The sequence below is a fragment of the Bradyrhizobium sp. 76 genome, assembly GCF_023073025.1.
Lineage (GTDB): Bacteria > Pseudomonadota > Alphaproteobacteria > Rhizobiales > Xanthobacteraceae > Bradyrhizobium.
Map to the genome: position 1 here is coordinate 326,449 of NZ_JADPIS010000059.1, position 18,930 is coordinate 345,378.

At 64.7% G+C, this 18,930-nt stretch carries 22 protein-coding genes; 10 read left to right on the plus strand and 12 right to left on the minus strand.

From position 1 onward, the window contains the following. The first annotated feature begins 151 nt into the window (after positions 1 to 151). Positions 152 to 772, plus strand: coding sequence for a hypothetical protein (locus IVB48_RS13995; protein ID WP_247400547.1), 621 nt, complete (start codon positions 152 to 154; stop codon positions 770 to 772). Here IVB48_RS13995 and IVB48_RS14000 read toward each other — a convergent pair. Next, positions 769 to 1,416, minus strand: coding sequence for a DUF6321 domain-containing protein (locus IVB48_RS14000; RefSeq protein ID WP_247400421.1), 648 nt, complete (start codon positions 1,414 to 1,416; stop codon positions 769 to 771). The genes IVB48_RS13995 and IVB48_RS14000 overlap by 4 nt on opposite strands. 45 nt (positions 1,417 to 1,461) lie before the next feature. Next, positions 1,462 to 2,187: a WHG domain-containing protein gene (locus IVB48_RS14005; RefSeq protein WP_247400548.1), complete on the minus strand. Its 726-nt coding sequence runs from the start codon at positions 2,185 to 2,187 to the stop codon at positions 1,462 to 1,464. A 106-nt stretch (positions 2,188 to 2,293) separates the two neighbouring features. On the opposite strand from IVB48_RS14005, the gene IVB48_RS14010 reads away from it, so the two are divergent. The 6 genes from IVB48_RS14010 (at position 2,294) to IVB48_RS14035 (ending at position 6,558) form a co-directional block, all read left to right on the plus strand. Continuing rightward, the gene (locus IVB48_RS14010) at positions 2,294 to 3,691 is read left to right on the plus strand and encodes a carotenoid oxygenase family protein (RefSeq protein ID WP_247400422.1); all 1,398 of its coding nucleotides are present in this window, start codon (positions 2,294 to 2,296) and stop codon (positions 3,689 to 3,691) included. 41 nt (positions 3,692 to 3,732) lie between these two features. Beyond that, positions 3,733 to 4,002, plus strand: coding sequence for a hypothetical protein (locus tag IVB48_RS14015; protein WP_247400549.1), 270 nt, complete (start codon positions 3,733 to 3,735; stop codon positions 4,000 to 4,002). 77 nt (positions 4,003 to 4,079) lie between these two features. Continuing rightward, the gene (locus IVB48_RS14020; RefSeq protein ID WP_247400423.1) at positions 4,080 to 4,655 is read left to right on the plus strand and encodes a hypothetical protein; all 576 of its coding nucleotides are present in this window, start codon (positions 4,080 to 4,082) and stop codon (positions 4,653 to 4,655) included. A gap of 12 nt (positions 4,656 to 4,667) precedes the next feature. Continuing rightward, positions 4,668 to 5,222 carry a septation protein IspZ gene (locus IVB48_RS14025; RefSeq protein ID WP_027567616.1) on the plus strand — a complete coding sequence of 185 codons (555 nt, stop codon included), beginning with the start codon at positions 4,668 to 4,670 and terminating at the stop codon, positions 5,220 to 5,222. A gap of 104 nt (positions 5,223 to 5,326) precedes the next feature. Further along, the gene (locus IVB48_RS14030; RefSeq protein WP_247362543.1) at positions 5,327 to 5,623 is read left to right on the plus strand and encodes a hypothetical protein; all 297 of its coding nucleotides are present in this window, start codon (positions 5,327 to 5,329) and stop codon (positions 5,621 to 5,623) included. Positions 5,624 to 5,637: 14 nt separating this feature from the next. Next, a complete protein-coding gene (locus IVB48_RS14035) occupies positions 5,638 to 6,558 on the plus strand; it encodes an SH3 domain-containing protein (RefSeq protein WP_247400424.1) in 921 nt (306 codons plus the stop codon). A gap of 156 nt (positions 6,559 to 6,714) precedes the next feature. On the opposite strand, the gene IVB48_RS14040 is transcribed toward IVB48_RS14035, so the two are convergent. Beyond that, positions 6,715 to 8,370, minus strand: a complete 1,656-nt coding sequence (locus tag IVB48_RS14040) for a fumarate hydratase (protein WP_247400425.1) — start codon at positions 8,368 to 8,370, stop codon at positions 6,715 to 6,717. 225 nt (positions 8,371 to 8,595) lie between these two features. Here IVB48_RS14040 and IVB48_RS14045 point away from each other — a divergent pair, with 225 nt between their 5' ends. The 3 genes from IVB48_RS14045 (at position 8,596) to IVB48_RS14055 (ending at position 10,285) form a co-directional block, all read left to right on the plus strand. Continuing rightward, positions 8,596 to 9,069 carry a hypothetical protein gene (locus IVB48_RS14045; RefSeq protein ID WP_247400427.1) on the plus strand — a complete coding sequence of 158 codons (474 nt, stop codon included), beginning with the start codon at positions 8,596 to 8,598 and terminating at the stop codon, positions 9,067 to 9,069. A gap of 251 nt (positions 9,070 to 9,320) precedes the next feature. Beyond that, positions 9,321 to 9,494 carry a hypothetical protein gene (locus IVB48_RS14050; RefSeq protein ID WP_197031138.1) on the plus strand — a complete coding sequence of 58 codons (174 nt, stop codon included), beginning with the start codon at positions 9,321 to 9,323 and terminating at the stop codon, positions 9,492 to 9,494. Positions 9,495 to 9,610: 116 nt separating this feature from the next. After that, positions 9,611 to 10,285, plus strand: a complete 675-nt coding sequence (locus IVB48_RS14055) for an isoprenylcysteine carboxylmethyltransferase family protein (protein ID WP_247400429.1) — start codon at positions 9,611 to 9,613, stop codon at positions 10,283 to 10,285. A 33-nt stretch (positions 10,286 to 10,318) separates the two neighbouring features. Here IVB48_RS14055 and IVB48_RS14060 read toward each other — a convergent pair whose 3' ends face one another. From IVB48_RS14060 to flgC, 9 genes are all read right to left on the minus strand, one after another. After that, a complete protein-coding gene (locus tag IVB48_RS14060; protein ID WP_247400431.1) occupies positions 10,319 to 11,026 on the minus strand; it encodes a glutathione S-transferase in 708 nt (235 codons plus the stop codon). A gap of 78 nt (positions 11,027 to 11,104) precedes the next feature. Further along, positions 11,105 to 11,785, minus strand: coding sequence for a lectin (locus IVB48_RS14065; RefSeq protein ID WP_247400433.1), 681 nt, complete (start codon positions 11,783 to 11,785; stop codon positions 11,105 to 11,107). 144 nt (positions 11,786 to 11,929) lie between these two features. Beyond that, a complete protein-coding gene (locus tag IVB48_RS14070; protein WP_247400435.1) occupies positions 11,930 to 12,922 on the minus strand; it encodes a Tim44 domain-containing protein in 993 nt (330 codons plus the stop codon). Positions 12,923 to 13,127: 205 nt separating this feature from the next. Continuing rightward, complete coding sequence (locus IVB48_RS14075) at positions 13,128 to 15,710, minus strand: PAS domain-containing protein (RefSeq protein WP_247400437.1); 2,583 nt, start codon at positions 15,708 to 15,710, stop codon at positions 13,128 to 13,130. A 154-nt stretch (positions 15,711 to 15,864) separates the two neighbouring features. Further along, on the minus strand, positions 15,865 to 16,944 hold the full coding sequence (gene flhB, locus IVB48_RS14080) for a flagellar biosynthesis protein FlhB (protein WP_018456412.1): 1,080 nt from the start codon (positions 16,942 to 16,944) through the stop codon (positions 15,865 to 15,867). Positions 16,945 to 16,955: 11 nt separating this feature from the next. Continuing rightward, positions 16,956 to 17,726: a flagellar biosynthetic protein FliR gene (gene fliR / locus IVB48_RS14085; protein ID WP_007602155.1), complete on the minus strand. Its 771-nt coding sequence runs from the start codon at positions 17,724 to 17,726 to the stop codon at positions 16,956 to 16,958. Between the two features lie 17 nt (positions 17,727 to 17,743). Then, positions 17,744 to 18,007 carry a flagellar biosynthesis protein FliQ gene (gene fliQ / locus IVB48_RS14090; protein ID WP_007612284.1) on the minus strand — a complete coding sequence of 88 codons (264 nt, stop codon included), beginning with the start codon at positions 18,005 to 18,007 and terminating at the stop codon, positions 17,744 to 17,746. Between the two features lie 170 nt (positions 18,008 to 18,177). Continuing rightward, the gene (gene fliE / locus IVB48_RS14095; RefSeq protein ID WP_007612285.1) at positions 18,178 to 18,486 is read right to left on the minus strand and encodes a flagellar hook-basal body complex protein FliE; all 309 of its coding nucleotides are present in this window, start codon (positions 18,484 to 18,486) and stop codon (positions 18,178 to 18,180) included. Positions 18,487 to 18,502: 16 nt separating this feature from the next. After that, positions 18,503 to 18,928 carry a flagellar basal body rod protein FlgC gene (flgC, locus tag IVB48_RS14100; protein ID WP_247400439.1) on the minus strand — a complete coding sequence of 142 codons (426 nt, stop codon included), beginning with the start codon at positions 18,926 to 18,928 and terminating at the stop codon, positions 18,503 to 18,505. Positions 18,929 to 18,930 lie beyond the last annotated feature (2 nt).

Consider the following 18,930-nt stretch of genomic DNA (forward strand, 5'->3'; position numbering starts at 1 on the left):
AGGACGCGAACGAGGCTGAAGGAGCCCAAGCGAAGCCGCTCTTCTAGAACGATTCCGCGCCGCTGTCAGGTGTCTGTCGACCCTGTTTGAACCTTGCCCACAATCAAGACGTCTGATGGTACGGAGTTCCCGCTCGACCAAAGGCATCGTCATGTTCCGCATCACCACCGCAGCTCTGGCCATATTGCTCCTGGCCATGTTGCTGATGTGCAGCGGTCTCGGCCGCGCCGACGCCGAATCCGTGGGCAGCCAATATACCTCGACGGCCCCGAAGGATTGCCGCCAGATCGGCAAGCCCAGCGAGCTCGACGGCAGCACCACGCGGGTCTGCAAGGGCAAGGATGGCCTCGTGGTCCTGATCGCCGAGGATGATCTTCGCGAGGTCGTCTCCGTCGGCCGCAATCGCAAGGCCGCGGCCGAGGAACCGGCGGCAAAAGTCTGGTTCGCTCCGTTCAACTCGTCCGAAACCACCGTCGAATGGCTCACCGCGGGGGCCAAGCCGTTTGCGATGATCCAGCGCTGGCACATCGCCGATGACACCGATCCCGACAAGCAGGGGCGGCCGAGCACCAAGGCCATGCTCATCGTGACCCGGCTGCCACCCGGCCCCGTCTGCCACGTCGCCTATGTCGACGCGATCGCCAACCGGAACGCCAATGAGCTGGCGCGCAAGGCGGCAGACGAGTTCGCCCGCAGCTTCATCTGCGGCAAGGACGAGGTGAAGATCATCGGCGCGCGCGGCCGCGCGGTCGAACTCGCGACGATGCGCTAGGCTTTCGTCTTGGTCCGCATCTTGGCGCGGTGGTAGCGCGCCAGCAGGCGCTCACCTTTCGCGGCGATGCGCCGCGCCGCCGCCACCGTCTTCGGAACCGGCTCGCCCCAGGCATGCGCCGACAAGGCGTGCCGGGTCGACCGACCGTTGACGTCGACGAGGGGCGGCAGCTTGGCGCGACCATAGAAACGGACGGCCCAGCTTCCCTTTCGCCGCATGTCCTGCGGTGTCATCTCGGACGCCGTCTTGGTGACGCCCGGCCGCAGATGTGCGCCTTGCTGGCGCGCGAAAGCCTTGCGGCCCGCTGCGGTCAAGCCGCCCCGCGGATCCTTTTCGGGTCCGGATGCGCGGCGCTTGCGCGACGTCGTTGCAGCTTTCTTCTTTGCAGACTTTTTCCTCGCGGCCTTCTTTGTAACCTTGCGCTTGGGCGTCTTCTTGGCGGATTTTTTCTTCGAAGCTTTTGCCTTGGACGGTTTCTTCCCTGCCATGCGCATGTTGTCTACGAGGTTGGGATAGCTGCGCCCGGCGCGGCGAGCACGCGCCTTGGCCGCCGATTTCTGCGCAGGCGTGAGATGCTTGGACGCCTTGCCGGCGCGCTTGCGCGGGTTTGATCGTTTCCAGGGGGCACGGGATGATTTTGCCATGCGGCGTCAACGCCTCATCACGGCTGGGGTTGCGTCCCGAGCGAATCAGGGACCCGGCAACTTCCCCGTCACCGGCGACATCAGCATCGCCTCGAGCAGGCGCTCGGGCGTCGTGCCCTCGGGCAGGCGCCCCAGAATATCCTCAAGCCGCCCATCGAGCAGCAGCATGGTAAAACCGTGCACCATCGACCAGGCGCGCGCGATCGCGGCGCCCTGATTGAGCGTCAGCGCGTCGCCGCGGATCTGTTCCTGCCGCATCATGCCGACGGCATTGGCAAGCCCCGCGAAGGACGCCTCGGCGGCCTCGTGCAGCGACGGCCTGGAATAGTCGAGGCGCTCGGTGCGGAACATGATGCCGTACATGCCAGGATGAGCCTGGGCATAGGCGACGTAGGCTTTCGGCCGCGCCAGCGCGCGCTCGAGCGGGGTGGTGGCGCTGTCAGAGGACGAGGCCATCGCCACATTGAACTGGCGGAAGCCGACTGCCGCGAGCTCACTGAGAAGCCCGGTGAGGTCGCCGAAATGATGGGTGGGCGCCGCATGCGAGACCCCCGCTTCGCGCGCCACCGCGCGCAATGTCAGGCCGGCGAGCCCGTCCCGCTCCAGCACCCGTTCGGCGGCCTGAAGCAGCGCCTCGCGCAGCGCGCCGTGATGATAGGGCGCCTCGGACTTGACGCTCGCCGGTTGTCGCGCGGGACGCGCCGGCGCGCTCGCCTTTTTTGAGGTGCGCACACCGCGCGCGGTTTCTGTCCTGATTTCGCTCTTGCCCATCGGCCAGCTATAGGACGCCATATTGACAGTGTAAAGATTTCGCTTGACCAAGCCCCCTCACATGGCTATTTCATCTTTACGATGTAAAGATAGGGAGGGATACGCCGTGCAGCAGGACGCCGTTGCCGAACGCCGCCACAACCTCGGTCCAATCCCGTTCGAGGCCGACGCGCCCTTCCTGAAAATCATCGGTGAATTGCCGCGCGACCTGAACGGCACGCTCTATCGCAACGGCCCCAACCCGCAGTTCGACTCGCCTGGCGCGCACTGGTTCGTCGGCGACGGCATGCTGCACGCCTTTCATCTCGATAATGGCCGCGCCAGTTATCGCAACCGCTGGATCCGCACGCCGAAATGGCTGGCCGAGCACGATGCCGGCCGCACGCTGTTCGGCGGCTTCGGCCGCAAGCTGCCGGATGCGCCGGCGAACCTGACCGATAGCGGTGTCGCCAACACCAACATCATCTTCCATGCCGGCAAGCTGCTTGCGCTGGAAGAAGCCCATCTGCCCACCGAGATCGAACCGGGCACGCTCGCAACGCGCGGCTATCACAATTATCATGGCCGCGTCGCCGGCAGCTTCACGGCGCATCCCAAGATCGATCCCGTCACGGGCGAGTTGGTGTTCTTCGGCTACAACGCCGCGGGACCGCTGACGCCTGCCCTCTCCTACGGATCGATCGATGCGTCCGGCAAGGCGACGCGCTTCGAACGGTTCGAGGTGCCTTATGCCAGCATGGTGCACGACTTCATCGTCACCGAGAACCACGTGCTGTTTCCGATCCTGCCCCTCACCGGCAGCATGGAGCGCGCGATGAGCGGACGGCCTCCCTACGCCTGGGAGCCGGACAAGGGCACCTATGTCGGCGTGATCAAGCGCAAGGGAAGCGCGAAGGACATTGTCTGGTTCCGCGCTGAAGCCTGCTACGTCTTTCACGTCATGAATGCGTGGGAGGACGGCAATCAGATCGTCGCCGACGTCATGCAATTCGAGGAAGCGCCGCTGTTTCCGCATCCCGACGGCCGGCCAACCGATCCGGAGAAATCGCGCGCCCGGCATTGCCGCTGGACGTTCGATCTCTCAGGCGACACCGACCGCTTCCAGCAGACCTATCTCGACGATCTCACCGGCGAGTTCCCGCGCATCGACGACCGCCGCGCCGGATTGAAGAGCCGTCACGGCTGGTACGCCTGCGCCAATCCGAAGCTGCCGATGTTCGGCGCGCTATCCGGCGTCGTCCATGTCGACGGCAATGGAACGCGCCTCGGCCATTATCTGCTGCCGGCCGGCGACACCATTTCCGAACCGGTGTTCGTCGAGCGGTCGAAGGATGCGGCGGAAGGCGATGGCTGGCTGCTGGCGGTGGTCTGGCGCGCGCGGGAGAACCGCAGCGACCTCGCCGTGTTCAACGCCGGAGATGTCGAGGCCGGCCCCGTCGCGCTGGTGCAGCTCGGCCATCGCGTGCCCGACGGTTTTCACGGCAATTGGGTCGGCGCGACCTAGTTCTCCTCTCGACATCGCTGATGTCACCAAAAGGCCTCTTCATGCACATGCCCTCGATCGCCGCGGACCGCCTCGCCGTCCTGATCTTGTTCCTGATCTGCGCCGGGATCACGCTCCAGATGATCCGGCCGCGGCGGAGCGGCCAAATCGTCTTCAACGGCGGTATCCTGCTCGCCTTCGTCCTCTCGACCGCCTGTGCGTTACCTGTGCTGTCGCACCTGCCCTGGGCCGGCTTCGTCGACGAAATGGCCGACCAAGCCGTTGCAGGATTTCAATTTTTGGAAGTCGCTTACGTCATTTTGACACTGTAAAGATTTTGCTTGACCCCGGCTCGCTCCTGACTTATTTATCTTTACATCGTAAAGATAAGGACTGACCGAGGCGAACCATGGCGATCTTCCTGATCCTCGCGCCCTACGGCGCCTTCACTTTCCTGATGCTGATGACCTCGGCCACGATCAGCGTCTTCGTAGCCTCGGCAATCTGTCTCGCGACCGTCGCGATCGATGTCGTGCGCGGCCGCTCGGTGAAGATCCTGGCTATGGGCTCGGCGCTGCTGTTCGCCGCAATCGGCCTCCACCTCGCGCTGTTCGACCCGGCGCTCGGCACACTCGGTGTCAAGCTGTCGGTCGACATCGGCATCTTCGTCATCTCGCTCGGCTCGATGCTGGTCCGCCGTCCCTTCACGCTGCAATACGCGCTCGAATCCGTGCCGGCCGAGATCGCGGCAATGCCAGGCTTCCACTATGCCAACTACGTCATCACCGGCGCATGGACCGCGGCTGCACTGCTGATGGCGGCCGCCAATCTCGTGCTGCTCTACGTCCCTGGCCTGCCGCTCTGGTCGAGCCTTGCGGTCGCCTTCGCCGCCCGCAACAGCGCGATCTATTTCACAAAATCGTATCCCGAATATCGGCAGATCAAGTACGGTGCGCCGACCAGCGCACTGCCCCACACTCGCTGAACAGGATCGACGATGAAGGACGTATTCGCCCGCCTCGCCTCCGACCTCTTCTCCGCCATCGTCTTCCTGGTCATCTACCTCGTGACCGACAACGTCGTCCTGGCAACGTCGGTCGCGATTGCCGGAGCGATCGCGCAGGTGATCTACGCGCGCGTCAAGGGCCAGCAGCTCAATTACATGACCTATGCGAGCGTCGCGCTCGTCGTCGTGCTGGGCACGGTCACGCTGCTGACCAACGACCCTCGCTTCATGCTCGCAAAGCCCTCGATCGCACATTTCGCGATCGGTGCCATCATGCTCAAGCGCGGCTGGATGCTGCGCTACATGCCATCGATCGTCGTCGAGACCGTTCCGGAGTACGTGACGGCAGCGGGTTATGCCTGGGCCGCGCTGATGTTCGTGATCGGTGCCGGCATGATCGCCGTCGCCTCCACAGGCGATCTGAAGCTGTGGGCGTTCTACATCACCGTGGTCGCGGGCGGCGCCAAGATCGTCGCCTTCGCCGTGCAATATGTCGTGCTCCGTCTCATCGTCACAAGCCGACGGCGCGCCGCCGCCCGCGCCTAAATGCCTCCAACGGAGCGTTAGGCGCGGGCGGCGAGTTGCGCTATACGCTCGGCCGGGACTGGTCCGCGGATCGTCGCGGTCCGCCGGGATCTTGGGAGACGCGAATGGCCGTCGACGGCAACTGGACTCTGACCCTGACGACCCCCATGGGCGAGCGCAAAGCGACGCTGAGCCTGACGGCTGCCGGCGGCACGCTCACGGGGACGCAGGGTGCGGAAGGCGATACAGCCGAGATTTTCGACGGCACCGTCAGCGGCGATGCCGTCAACTGGAAGGTCTCGATCACCAATCCGATGCCGTTGACGCTCGAATTCATCGGAACCGTCTCCGGCGACAACATGAGCGGTGAGATGGGCATCGGCCCGATGGGCAGCTTCCCGTTCACCGGCACGCGCGCGTAAGCCGCGCGGCAACCGTGCGCGCGCTCGGTTTCATCGCGGCGACGATCCTGTGTGTCGCGACCCAAGCGGCGCGCGCGGACGATGCCGAACCGGCGTGGCGGGCTAGCGCGCTCGCCATGCTACCGGCAGGCTATGTCGCCGGCACGGCCTATCGAACCGAAGGTTCGGCGGGCTACCTCGCCGTCTATCCGACCTCGTCGAACGATCCGAAGTCACCTGCAAGCGTGTTCGTCGCGCGCCAGGCTCTCGTGGTCGCGCTGACGCCGGATGCGACGCGCGCAGTCTCGGCCGAATTGAAGCCGCGTAGCGGGCCGGATCCTGACAACGACGACACTGAGTTCGCAAAGCTGCACGCCGATCTCGCCGCCAGGCGCTCAACGCTTCCCGACGGCACCGAGCCCTGTGATTTCGGCGCATGGTCCGTCGACAAGGATCCTGACGGCCTCAACGTGCGCGCCGAGCCATCGATCAAGGCGCGTGTGCTCGGCACGCTTCCGCCGCCTTACCGGCTCAAGCTCGGCGGAAGCGAGAACACGCCCGATGGCGGCTGGCTCACTGAATTCCGCATCATCGGCTTCAAGAACGGCTGGTTTCTGATCGAAGGCGCCAAGCCGCCGGGCAAGGACTACGAGGACGACAAGAAATATCCGCGCAGCGCGCCAAAGCCCTATGCCGGACGCGGCTGGGTCGCCTCCAACAAGGTCGGCGCGTCCTACGCCAATGGCGCGACACGCATGGGCGGTCTGTTCCAGGCGCCCTTCGTCGATGCGAAATGGATGCCGGCCCAGCGCGAGCTCGGCGGCCCGATCGACACCGACGGCGGACCGAAGCACATCTTTGCTTGCAGCGGTCTCTGGGGCCTTGTCGAGAGCCAGGACGGCGTCCGCGGCTGGTGGCGCGGGCTGTGCTCCAACCAAGTCACGAATTGTAGCTAGCACGCTGAGGCATCCGCATCGTCATGGCCGGGCTTGTCCCGGCCATCCACGTCTTCCTCGCCGCACCAAGAACGTGGATGCCCGGGACAAGCCCGGGCATGACGATCGTGATGGGGGGCATGCACAATTACTCGCACGCAGGTGCGAGTGAGGCAGCTAACCCAGATTCAACTCCTTGAAGAAGTCGTTGCCCTTGTCGTCGATGATGATGAACGCCGGGAAGTCGACGACCTCGATGCGCCAGATCGCTTCCATGCCGAGCTCGGGATATTCGAGCACCTCGACCTTCTTGATGCAGTGCTCGGCAAGGTTCGCCGCGGCACCGCCGATCGAGCCGAGATAGAAGCCGCCATATTTCTTGCAAGCCTCACGCACGGCCGCCGCCCGGTTGCCCTTAGCCACCATCACCATCGAGCCGCCGGCGGCCTGGAACTGATCGACGAAGGAATCCATACGGCCCGCAGTGGTGGGGCCGAACGCACCGGAGGCGTAGCCCTCGGGCGTCTTGGCCGGGCCCGCGTAATAGACCGGATGGTTCTTGAAATAGTCCGGCAGCGGCTCGCCCTGGTCGAGCCGCTCGCGCAGCTTGGCATGCGCGGAATCGCGCGCGACGATCATGGTGCCGGTCATCGAGACCCGCGTCTTGGTCGGGTACTTCGAGAACGTGGCAAGGATATCCTTCATCGGCTGATTAAGGTCGATCTTGACGACCTCGCCGCCGAGCGACTGCTCGACCTCAGGCAGATACTGCGCCGGGTTGTGCTCGAGCTCTTCGAGATAGACGCCGTCCTTGGTGATCTTGCCGAGCACCTGGCGATCGGCCGAGCAGGACACGCCCAGCCCGATCGGCAGCGAGGCACCGTGACGCGGCATGCGGATCACGCGCACGTCGTGGCAGAAATATTTTCCGCCGAACTGCGCGCCGACGCCGAGCGACTGCGTCATCTTCAGGATTTCCTGCTCCATCTCGAGATCGCGAAACGCGTTGCCGTCGGGCGAGCCGTGGGTCGGCAGCGCGTCCAGATAGCGAGCCGACGCCAGCTTCACCGTCTTCATGCAGAGCTCGGCCGAGGTGCCGCCGATCACGATCGCGAGGTGATAAGGCGGGCACGCCGCAGTGCCCAGCGTCAACACTTTCTCCTTGAGGAAGGCGAGCAGCCGGTTCTTGGTCAGCACCGAAGGCGTCGCCTGGAACAGAAAACTCTTGTTGGCGCTGCCGCCGCCCTTCGCCATGAACATGAACTTGTAGGCGTCATCACCTTCGGCGTAGATCTCGCACTGCGCCGGCATGTTGTTGGCGGTGTTCTTCTCCTCGTACATCGACAAGGGCGCGACCTGCGAGTAGCGCAGATTGCGGCGCAGGTAAGCATCGCGCGCGCCTTCCGACAGCGCCGCCTCGTCGTCACCGTCGGTGATGACGTTGCAGCCCTTCTTGCCCATGATGATCGCGGTGCCGGTGTCCTGGCACATCGGCAGCACGCCGCCGGCGGCGATGTTGGCGTTCTTGAGAAAGTCCAGCGCGACGAACTTGTCGTTCGGGCTCGCCTCGCCGTCCTCGAGGATCGCGCGGAGCTGCTTCAGATGACCCGGCCGCAGATAGTGGTTGATGTCGCCAAAGGCGGCTTCCGACAGGTCCCGCAGCGCCTCGCGCGACACCACCAGCATGTCTTTCCCCAGGATATTCTCGACCCGCACGCCCTCGGCCGTGATCTTCTTGTAGGGCGTCTCGTCCTTGCCCAGCGGAAACAGCGGCGTGTGCTTGTAGGGCGGAACGGGCTTTGCGGGGTCGGGGAAGGCGGTGGGAGCGTTCATGGGCTGGAATCTCGGGGTTTTGGAGCCCTCGCATGGGCCCCTTTCATAGAAGCGTTCTAAGCTTTTTTGCCGCAAAGGGAAGGCGCTCTGGTGCGGTCGGGGCATCCGGATTCGGCGGCTGGCCGCGGACACCAGGCCCTCATGATGCCAGTGAAGACCCTGGGTGCACCCCTTGCGCTACGCGCGGGACGACGATTGAATGCGCCCGCTAAGGGGCTTTTCATCATGACATTGAACTTGCACGTCCGCGGCGCGATCCTGGTTGCCGCCGCCATCACCGGCCTTGTGACCCTCGTCTCGCCCGCTCGCGCGGACCGCTGCGATGACAGCGCCAAGGAGCTGGCGAACCAGGTCGATCGCCTCAAGGTGAATTTCCGCGCCGCGAATGTCGTCTATCTGACACATCCCGCGGCCAAGGAATTGTCCGTGGCTTGCCGTGGCGACAAATACTCGATCGAGCTCTATGCCAAGGGCGATCGCAAGCCGAAACCGGAGTTCTTTGCGCTGGTAGGGTCGATGGCGGCGATCGTCTTCACCGTGACCAAGGACGATACGACGACGGGCGCGACACGCTGCCTGAAGCGGATGGGGCTCTTGCGCGGCGACAAGATCAGCATGCGTTACCGGCGTCTCAACATGGAATGCACCCGCACCAAGACGGATGCGTCCATCGCGATCACGCGCGGCAAGGACGAATAGGCGGTCCCCCGCGCGGTGTGCGTCTGACAGCACACCGCCCACTACAGACTCCGTCATTCCGAGCGAAGCCAAGCAATCCAGAATCCCTCCGCGGAGACAGACTGGATTGCTTCGCTGCGCTCGCAATGACGAGGAGAGGTCCGAGAGCACATCCCACCGCACCAGATCCCTCGCATTTTAACGATTGGCTTGAAGGAAATTTCGCGTCTCGCGGCGCAGGATCAATTGTTTCCATATGTGAGGATTTGTGGATGAGCGTTTCTACCGTTTCGCCGCCGCCGATCGCGATCGTGGTGCCGAGCTACGACACGAACAAGCAGCAGGACGACCAGATCAAGACCAAGGACAACGACCCGACCTATAAGCCGCCGCCGCCCGCGCCGCTGCCGCCGGGTCAGGGTACGCGGATCGATCAGCTCGCCTGATCAGCCGCGTCGAAGATGAAATGCCCGATCCGATCGATCGGGCTTTTCGCGTGTCCGGCCGTATCTTCGCCGGATAGCGGGACCAATATCGTGCGCGGCTACCCTGAGACCTGCGCATGATCGCAAGACTCCTGTTGCAGAGCACGATCACCACCGCCGCCATGGGCGCGCTGCTGTTCGCGTGCGCCGGAACCCTGCACTGGCCGTCGGCTTGGGTGTTCCTCGCGATCTCCGCCCTGCTCGGCCCGCTCTGCGGCTGGTGGCTTTACCGGGTCGACCCCGCACTGCTCGCCGAACGCCTGCGGCCGGTCCTGCAAAAGGACCAGCCCGCTGCCGACAAGGCGTTCATGGCCGTCTTCGTCGTCGCGATGCTGGTCTGGCTGGCGGCGATGGGGCTCGACCGGCGTACGCTAGCCTCCGATATGCCGATGGCGGCGCAGATACTCGGCCTCGCCCTGTTCCTGCTCTCGACACTGTTCATCCTCTGGGTCTTCCGCGAGAACTCGTTCGCGGCGCCCGTGGTGAAACTGCAAGCCGAGCGCGCGCAGCGCGTGATCTCGACGGGGCCTTATGCCCATGTGCGCCATCCCATGTATAGCGGCATGATCCTGTTCTTCGCCGGCGTGCCGCTGCTTTTGGGCTCATGGTGGGGACTTATGATGGTGCCGCTGTTCCTCCTGTTGTTTGCCATCCGCACTCGCATCGAGGAGCGCACGCTGCGCGAGGGCCTGCCGGGCTATGCCGAATATGTGACGCGCGTGCGCTATCGCCTGTTTCCTGGCGTATGGTGAGCGCGCAACACCCCCTCGGCACCTCCGGACCGGCTAACCATCCAATTCGCGGTAGCGGCGGAAGATGCCCTGCTCGTTGAAGGCAATGCGGCGGCGGCTTTCGAGATAGGCCTTGATGTTCGGCCGCGCCGCGACGCGGTCGTGCAGGCCGACGAGGCCTGGGATATCTGTCTCGAACGCCTTCATCCGCTTCGGAAACGCATAGCGCAGCCCCGCGACGATCTGGAACAGCGAGAGATCGACATAGGACAGCTTGCGGCCGGTGACATAGGCGCCGCCATTGTTTTGAAGCAGCTGCTCGAAATAGCCCAGATATTTCGGCACGCGCTCGCCCCAGAAGTCGGCCGTGCGCTTCTTCGCCGGCGGCTTCTGATCTTCGTAATAGAGCGAAGGCCCGAGCGGATGATGGGTATCGTGAATCTCAACCACGAAATCGGTGATCGTGAGCTGGAGCTGATGCACCCAGAGTTGGCCCGCCTCCGATTTCGGGGCGAGGGCGTGGCGGGCGCCGAGATAGAGCAGGATGTTCGCGGTCTGGCCGATGACGAGCTTGCCGGCTTTGAGGAACGGCGGCGCAAAGGGCGGCGTGCCCTTGTGCGCGTCCATCATCTTCATCATCGCAGCTGTGCCGCGTGGGCCGCGCGCCACGTCGACGTAAGCCGCGCCGGCCTCCTCCAGCGCCAGCCGCACATATTCACCGCGGCCCTGGATCTCGGGCCAATAATAGAGCTCGTATTTCATGGAAACTGTCCGTGATTGCGTTGCGGCAAGTCTAGCACGCAACCACGAACTCCATGCCGGTGGCGAGAGTTCCGCGTCTCAATTCGACGCGAAGCAATACAGCAGGCCGTCGCCGCCGGTGCTCTTCAGATCGGCCTGCGAGCAGCCGCCGTCGGGACCGCGCGAGGGATGCGAGCTGTTCCACGATTTCGACGGCTCGTCATCGCGCAGGCCTTGACGATCGGCATGGCCGACGACCGCCGCGCCTTGCGTGCTCGACGTCCAGTTCTTGCAGGTCTTGTCGTCACCCGCGGGAAATGCGCTGCCGTCGGCTTGCGAACCCGTGAGGATGTCGTGCCGGTTCGGCGTGTCGCCGCGGCCGTTGATGACCTCGCCCTTCTCGCTCAGCGCGGTCTGCTTGGTGAGGTTGTTGGCCGCCCCGTGCAGGTCGGCAACGTCCTTGGCGATCACAGCGCCCTTGGCGTTCTGCCACGGTCCCTTGCCGATGCGGTCGCGCGCGTTGACGGCCGGCTTGCCGTCGGCGGCCTGCGTGGAGAGATAAGCGCGCCAGGTCTTGCTGCCGGCGCCGCCGGCCTGGGCCAACTTCTGGCACTGCGCATCGGCCCCCTCCAGGCCGCCGAGATCGGCGCCCTTGCCAGGACCGTTGGAGGTCACGAAGAACGTCATGTCGGCGGACTGCGCCTGCGCCGATGGCGCCGCTAGCAAGGCCGCGGCGAGCGCGAGGCCTGAAATCGTCACGGATCTCTCAATGCGGATCATCCTGTCCTCCCTTTGTGTTGTCGTTGGCCGCCAGATTTCAACCCGACGCAGGCCCGCTTATTCCGATGCCGCGATGCGAGAGGCCCGAAAGAAAAAGGCGCCATGCAAGAAGCACGACGCCTTTGTTATTCATGTCGCCTGCGATCAGTTGGTCTGCTGGATCGCCGACAATTCCCAGGCGCCGCCCGGACGTCGGGCAAAGGTCCAGACTTCGGTGGCCTCGCCCGGCTGCTCGCTGCCGGCGACAATTGCGCCGGTATTGCGGTCGAGCGTCTTGTCGGTGAGCGCGAAGCGCAGCGCCACGGTCGCGTAATCGGTCTCGCCTTCGCGCCAGGATTCCGCGAGGTCGCCCTGCAACAGCTTCACATCGCTGACCTTGTTGACGACATTGCGCGCGCGGTTCTGGCCGAGGTCCTGCTCGAAATAGGAGACCATTTCCGGCGTCGCGAGCGTGTGCAGCTTGGCCACATCCTCGTTCGACCAGGCGGACTGGACGTCGCCGAGCAGACGCTCGAACGCCTCATAGTCGTCCGGCTTGATCTCGAGCGGCGCATTGTTGGCGCCGAAGCCGAAGCCGCCACCAAGGCCACCACGGTTGTTCGCCTGCGGTCCCGGACCGGCACCGGCGTCAGCGTTGGCATAGGCCGCCTGCGGGGTGTGGCGGCGCTGCCACCAGGACATCGCCAGCCGAACCACGAGCACCACGAGCACGATCTGGATGATCAGACCGATGATCGACGATAGGCCGCCGAGCCCGCCGAACAGGCCACCGCCGAACAGCATGCCGAGCAGGCCTGCGCCGAGGAAGCCGGCCGCAAGGCCGCCCATGAAGCCGCCGGCCCGGCCGAACAGGCCGCCGCGCGCGGGTGCGGCGGCAGCCGAATTCATGCCTGCGCCCGGCTGGGTGTAGGTCCGATTGAACTGCGAGGTCGAACCCGGCGCGGTCGTGGTCGATGGCGGGGCCGAATAGGTGCGCGAACCGCGCGAGCCCGACGACATGCCGCCACCGACGCGCGCGTCGGCGGACGAGATCGCCAGCGCAGTCGGCAGCGCAAGCGCCAGCACGACGGCAATCGTCTTGAAGAGACTGCGGGAGCGTTGCGAGAAATTCATGTTGGTTTCCCAGATCCCCGGCATGGGGACGTGCCCCTAAGATGGGCAGCCTTCCGTAAAAAGGAAGCCACTATCGGAACTTATGGCTGCGGCCCTCAGTCGCGGGGATGTGGCAAAAGCCCATGTTTGGCGGCAGCTTGGCTGCGTGTGCGAAGGGGCCCCGGTCGCGGGTTACCGGTGGCTTTGGTGCCGGCAATTCCGCTTTTCCGTCGTCATTGCGTTGAGGCCCTCACCCCGCCTTCGCCATCGTCTCCTTCACGGCCGCCACGAGCTGGCTCAGCGTGAACGGCTTGGGCAGGAAGTCGAACTGCTGGCCTTCGGGCAGGCTCTTCTCGAATGCGTCTTCCGCGTAGCCGGAGACGAAGATGAACTTGATGTCGGGGTTCTTCTCGCGCATCGCCTTGAGCAGCGTCGGGCCGTCCATCTCCGGCATCACGACGTCGGACACGACGAGATCGATTCCGCCGCTCTGCTCCTCCAGCACCTCCAGCGCCTCGACGCCGTTCTCGGCCTCGACCACGGTGTAGCCGCGCGAGCGCAGACCGCGTGCGTTGAGCGCGCGCAGGCCCTCTTCGTCCTCGACCAGGAGGATGGTGCCCTGTCCGGTGAGATCGGTGCGGGGCTTGGCGTCCGCCGTGGACCCGGCTTCCTTCGCGGCACCATTGCCGGCGCCAACGACCGGCGCCGGCTGCTCGACCTGCACCTCCGGCTCGGCATGATGGCGCGGCAGGAAGATCTGGAATGAGGTGCCCTGCCCCGGCTCGGAGTCCACGTAAATGAAGCCACCGGTCTGCTTGACGATGCCGTAGACGGTGGAGAGCCCGAGGCCGGTGCCCTTGCCGACTTCCTTGGTCGAGAAGAACGGCTCGAAGATCTTGTCGCGGATATCGGCGGGGATGCCGGTACCGGTGTCGGCGACCTCGATCCGCACGTAGTCCGCCGCCGGCATGCCCTTGTAGGCCAACCTAGCCGCCTCCTCGGCGGTGACGTTGGCGGTGCGGATGATCAGCTTGCCGCCGTCGGGCATCGCGTCGCGCGCGTTGACCGCGAGATTGACGATGACCTGCTCGAACTGGGAGACGTCGACCTTGACCGGCCAGAGATCGCGGCCGTGGATGGTCTCATGCTTGACCTTCTCGCCGATCAGGCGGCGCAGCAGCATGGCGAGGTCGGAGAGCGCATCGCCGAGGTCGAGCACCTGCGGCCGCAGCGTCTGCCGCCGCGAGAACGCCAGCAACTGCCGCACCAGCGTGGCGGCCCGCGTCGCGTTCTGCTTGATCTGCATGATGTCCTGGAACGACGGATCAGTCGGCTTGTGCGCGTTCAGCAGGAAGTCGTTCGCCATCATGATGGCGGAGAGCACGTTGTTGAAGTCGTGGGCGATGCCGCCGGCGAGCTGGCCGACAGTCTCCATCTTCTGCGACTGGTTGATCTGGTTCTCCAGCGCGCGCCGCTCGGTGGTCTCGAGCATGTGCACGATGGCGGCTTCCGCGTCGTTCTCACCCCCGTCGACCGGCGTGACGAAGAACTGGCCCCAGCGCTCCTTGGTTCCTTCCAGCGCGACCTCGACCGGCGCGATGTCGGCCTGATTCTCGGCGGCCTGGTTGATGGCCGCGATCAGCAAATGACGGTCGCGCGAATTGACCGCGCGGAAGATCGACTTGCTGGCGCTGTCGAGCCCCAGCGCCTGCCCGAGCTTGGCGTAGCGCGCATTGGCGCGCACGACGTTGCCGCCGCGGTCGACGGTGGCGATCGCCATCGGCGTATGGTCGAAGAAGCGCATGAAGCGCACTTCGGCGGCGCGGTCCGGATCGCTGCGCTCGTCGCGGGCGCGGCTGATCACCAGCGTGCGCGACGGGCCTGGCGCACCGTCGGCGCCGAAGGCGAGCTTGTGATAGAGCCGTACCGGCATGGTCTTGCCGGTACGCATGCGCAGGTCGATGTCGAAGACTTCCGTCTTGACCTCGCCCGGGACCGCCACGATCGCAGTCAGAAGCGAAGCGCCGTCGCCGGAGACGATGTCGGTGAGCTTCAGCCCGCCCGAGCCGATCTCGGCAAGGTCGTAGTCGAGCCAGTTCGCCAGCGTCGCGTTGACATAAGCGAGCTCGCCGGCCGGATTGACCGAGAAGAAACCGCAAGGCGCGTGATCGAGATATTCGATCGCGTGCTGGAGTTCCTGGAACACGTCCTCCTGGCGCTCGCGGTCGCGGGTGATGTCGGCGATCGACCACACCGCGTATCTCGTCTCGCGCTTGCCGGTGCCGAGGGGCCGCACCCGCATACGCAGCCAGCGGCCCTGGCTGCCGTCATGGCCGGAGATGCGCACCTCTTCCTGCTGCCGCTTGCCTTCGCGCGCGGCTTTCAACAGGCGGAACACCGCTTCGGAGACGTCGGGGTTGCCGATGAAGACGCGCTCCACGGGACGCACGTCCTGTGGGCCGGCAGCGCCGGTCAGCGTCAGATAGGCCGCATTGGAATAGACCACATGGCCGCGCGGGTCGGTCACGGCGAGGCCGTCGAAGGCGTGATCGGCGATGCGGCCCATCACGGGATCGTCGAGATTGCGATCGACGAAGCGGATGATGCCGGCGGCGAAGGCGAACAGGTTGAACAGGCCGACCATCGCCAGCACGGCGAGGATGCCGAGAATATAGGGCTGCGCCTGCGCGCGCCCGAGCGTCATCAGCCCGACGGCAACGGCGACGAGGCCGGCGGCCACCAGCAGCACCAGGGCAATGCTGCCCGAGCGCGGCGACGGCTCGTGCGCCGCAACGGGCTCGCGTGTGAGGTCGTGGTCGGTCTCAGCAGTCATCTCAAGCTGGCACAGCCTGTCGGCAGAGAATCAACGCGCTACGGGGCGCGCAGGGTCCTCCCTGCCTGAATCGGACCCGCAGGCGCAAGGGCAGCAGGGGCGAAAGGTACGCTGATTCCCAGATTACGGCCATTTCCAGTACTTTTCAGGGGTTTTATTGCCGGCTGGCACCGAATCCGCTCTTCAGACGCATGACGTAGCCGATGACTTCGGCGACCGCATGGTAGTGCTCGGTCGGGATTTCCTCGTCGATCTCGACGGTGGCGTAGAGCGCGCGGGCGAGCGGCACGTTCTCGACGATCGGGATGTCGTGCTCGCGCGCGATCTCCCGGATCTTGAAAGCGAGGTTGTCGACGCCCTTGGCCACGCAGATCGGCGCCGACATGCCGCGCTCGTAGGACAGCGCGATCGAATAGTGGGTCGGGTTGGTGATGATCACGGAGGCCTTGGGAACCGCCGCCATCATGCGCTTCTTGGAGCGCTGCTGACGCAGCTGCCTCAGCTTGCCCTTGATGTGTGGGTCGCCTTCGGACTGCTTGTACTCTTCCTTGATCTCCTGGAGCGACATCTTCTGCCGCTGGAACCAGCTGCGATACTGGAAGAAATAGTCGCCGATGGCGATGATGGCGAGCGCCGCGACCACCGCGCCGAGCAGGTGAATGGTCAGGCTGGTGGAGGCACCGAGCAGGGCGGCCGGATCGAGCCTGACCATCGCCTCCATGCGATGCCGCTCCGGCCACAGGATCACGGTCATGACCGCGCCGAGCACGATCAGCTTGCCGAGACCCTTGAGGAAGTTCGCCGCCGCTTGCTTGCCGAAGATGCGCTTGAGGCCTTCGGCAGGCGACAGCTTGCTGAACTTGGGCTTGAGGGATTCGGCCGACCAGACCAGGCGGTGCTGCAGCACGTTGCCGGCAATTGCCGCGAGTACCAGCATCAGCAGCGGCACGCCCACCGCCGCGAGCACCGCGACTTCGATCTGCTGCATCAGGGCGAGCAGAGCCCTGCCGTCGGTCTTGATCATCCAGGAATTGGCGAGCAGGTTGCGCATCGGCGCCAACAGCCCGCTGCCGACCGATCCCGAGAAGCTCGAGACCACGAGCGTGGCGCCCGCGATCATGAACCAGGTGTTGATCTCCTGGCTCTTGGCGACGTCACCGCGTTCGAGCGCCTCTTCGAGACGTTTTTGCGTCGGGTCTTCTGTTTGACTCTCTGGATCGTTGTCTTCCGCCATCGATCACCCGATCACTTGAGTGGCATCATCTGGTGCATGACACCGATGAAATAGTCGAGATAGGTGCCCATCATCGCCGTGAGCACGACGGCGAGCACCAGGAAGCCGGCGAAGATCGAGAGCGGCACGCCGACGAAATAGACCTGCATCTGCGGCATCAGCCGCGCCAGCACGCCGAGCCCGATATTGAAGACGAGGCCGAACACCAGGAACGGGCCGGAGAGTTGCAAGCCCAGGCGGAACGCGGCGGCGAAGGCGCGCGTCGCCAGCGCGGCGACATCGCCGCTCGACACGGTCTCGCCCGGCGCGAAGATCGTGTAGCTGTCGTTCAGTGCCGCGATCACCAGATGATGACTGTCGGTGGCGAACAGCAGCGTCACCCCCAGTATCGTCAGGAAGTTGCCGACGAGCACGCCCTGCTGTCCCTGCGTCGGATCGACCGACGTGACGAAGCCGAGCCCCATCTGCTGTGCGATCACGGCGCCGGCAACCTGCAGCGCCGACAACGTCACCCGCGCGGTCGCCCCCAGCACGATGCCGATAACGATCTCATGCAGCATCAGGACCAGCAGCGGCGCGATCGAGCCCATGTCGACCTGATAGGCGTTGCGATGCAGCGGCAGGATGATCAGCGTGAGCAGCAGCGCGATCGACAGTTTGATCCGTGTCGGGATATTGGTCTCGCCGAGGCCCGGCAACAGCATCACCATCGCGCCGACCCGGGCAAAGGCGAGCATGAAGGAGGCGGCAAGCGCCGGCAGCAGCGAGACGTCGATGCGCATGACGGGCGCATAGTGCCTCAGCCGCCGATGATTCGCGACGATATCCGCAGCATGTGGGAATGCAGCGCGTCGGCCATGAACGGCAAGGCCAACAGCATTGTGGCAAAGATGGCCAGGATCTTCGGCACGTAGATCAGCGTCTGCTCCTGGATCTGCGTCAGCGCCTGGAACAGCGACACGACGACGCCGACCACGAGGCCGACCACCATCAGGGGCGACGACACGATCACGATGGTCCAGATCGCATCGCGCGCGACGTCGAGGGTTTCCGGTCCGGTCATTTCGCAGTTCCTTTGCCTTATTCCTCGCCTCCCACCGCTCTTGTGAGCGATGCGAAGACCTATCCCCGTCATTGCGAGCGTAGCGAAGCAATCCAGACTGCCGCTTCGGAAAACTCTGGATTGCTTCGCTGCGCTCGCAATGACGATTGGGGCGGGCGCGAGCGCCAAAATCAGATCGGCATCTTCATGATGTCTTCATAGGCCGCGATCACGCGGTCGCGGACCGAGACCAGCGTGGACACGGCGACGTCGGTGTCTGCGACCGCCGTCACCACGTCCATCACATTGGCCTTGCCGGCGGCCATCGCCACCGTCTGCGCATCGGATTTGCGGCCGGACTCCAGGACGCTGCCGACGGTGTCTTTTAGAAGAGAGGCGAAGGACTGCCCGCTCGGCTCGCTGCCCTTGCCGGCACCGCTGTTCTCCAGCACGCGGGCAAGGTTTGCATAGGCGTTGGCGGCAATTGTCGGTGTTGCCATGGTTCAAATGTCCTGTTCAGCTCTTGAGGATGTCGAGGGTGCGCTGGATCATCCGGCGCGTCGCACTGATGATGTTGAGATTGGCTTCGTACGACCGCTGCGCGTCGCGCATGTCGGTCATCTCGACCACCGAGTTCACGTTGGGATATTTGACGTTGCCGGTCGCATCCGCCGCCGGATTGTTCGGCTCGTATTTGGTGCGGAAATTGGACTGGTCGGGCTTGATCCTGCCGAGAGTGACGACCTGCGCGTCGAGTGTGCGGTCGAGCGCGGAGGAGAAGGTCGGCACCTTGCGCCGGTAAGGATCGCCGCCGGCGCTCTGCGAGGTCGAATCCGCATTTGCGATGTTCTCCGAGATCACCCGCATGCGCCCGGCCTGCGCCCGCAGACCGGAGGTCGCGATCGCCATCGAGCGGGCAAATTCGCTGCTGTCATTCGCCATGA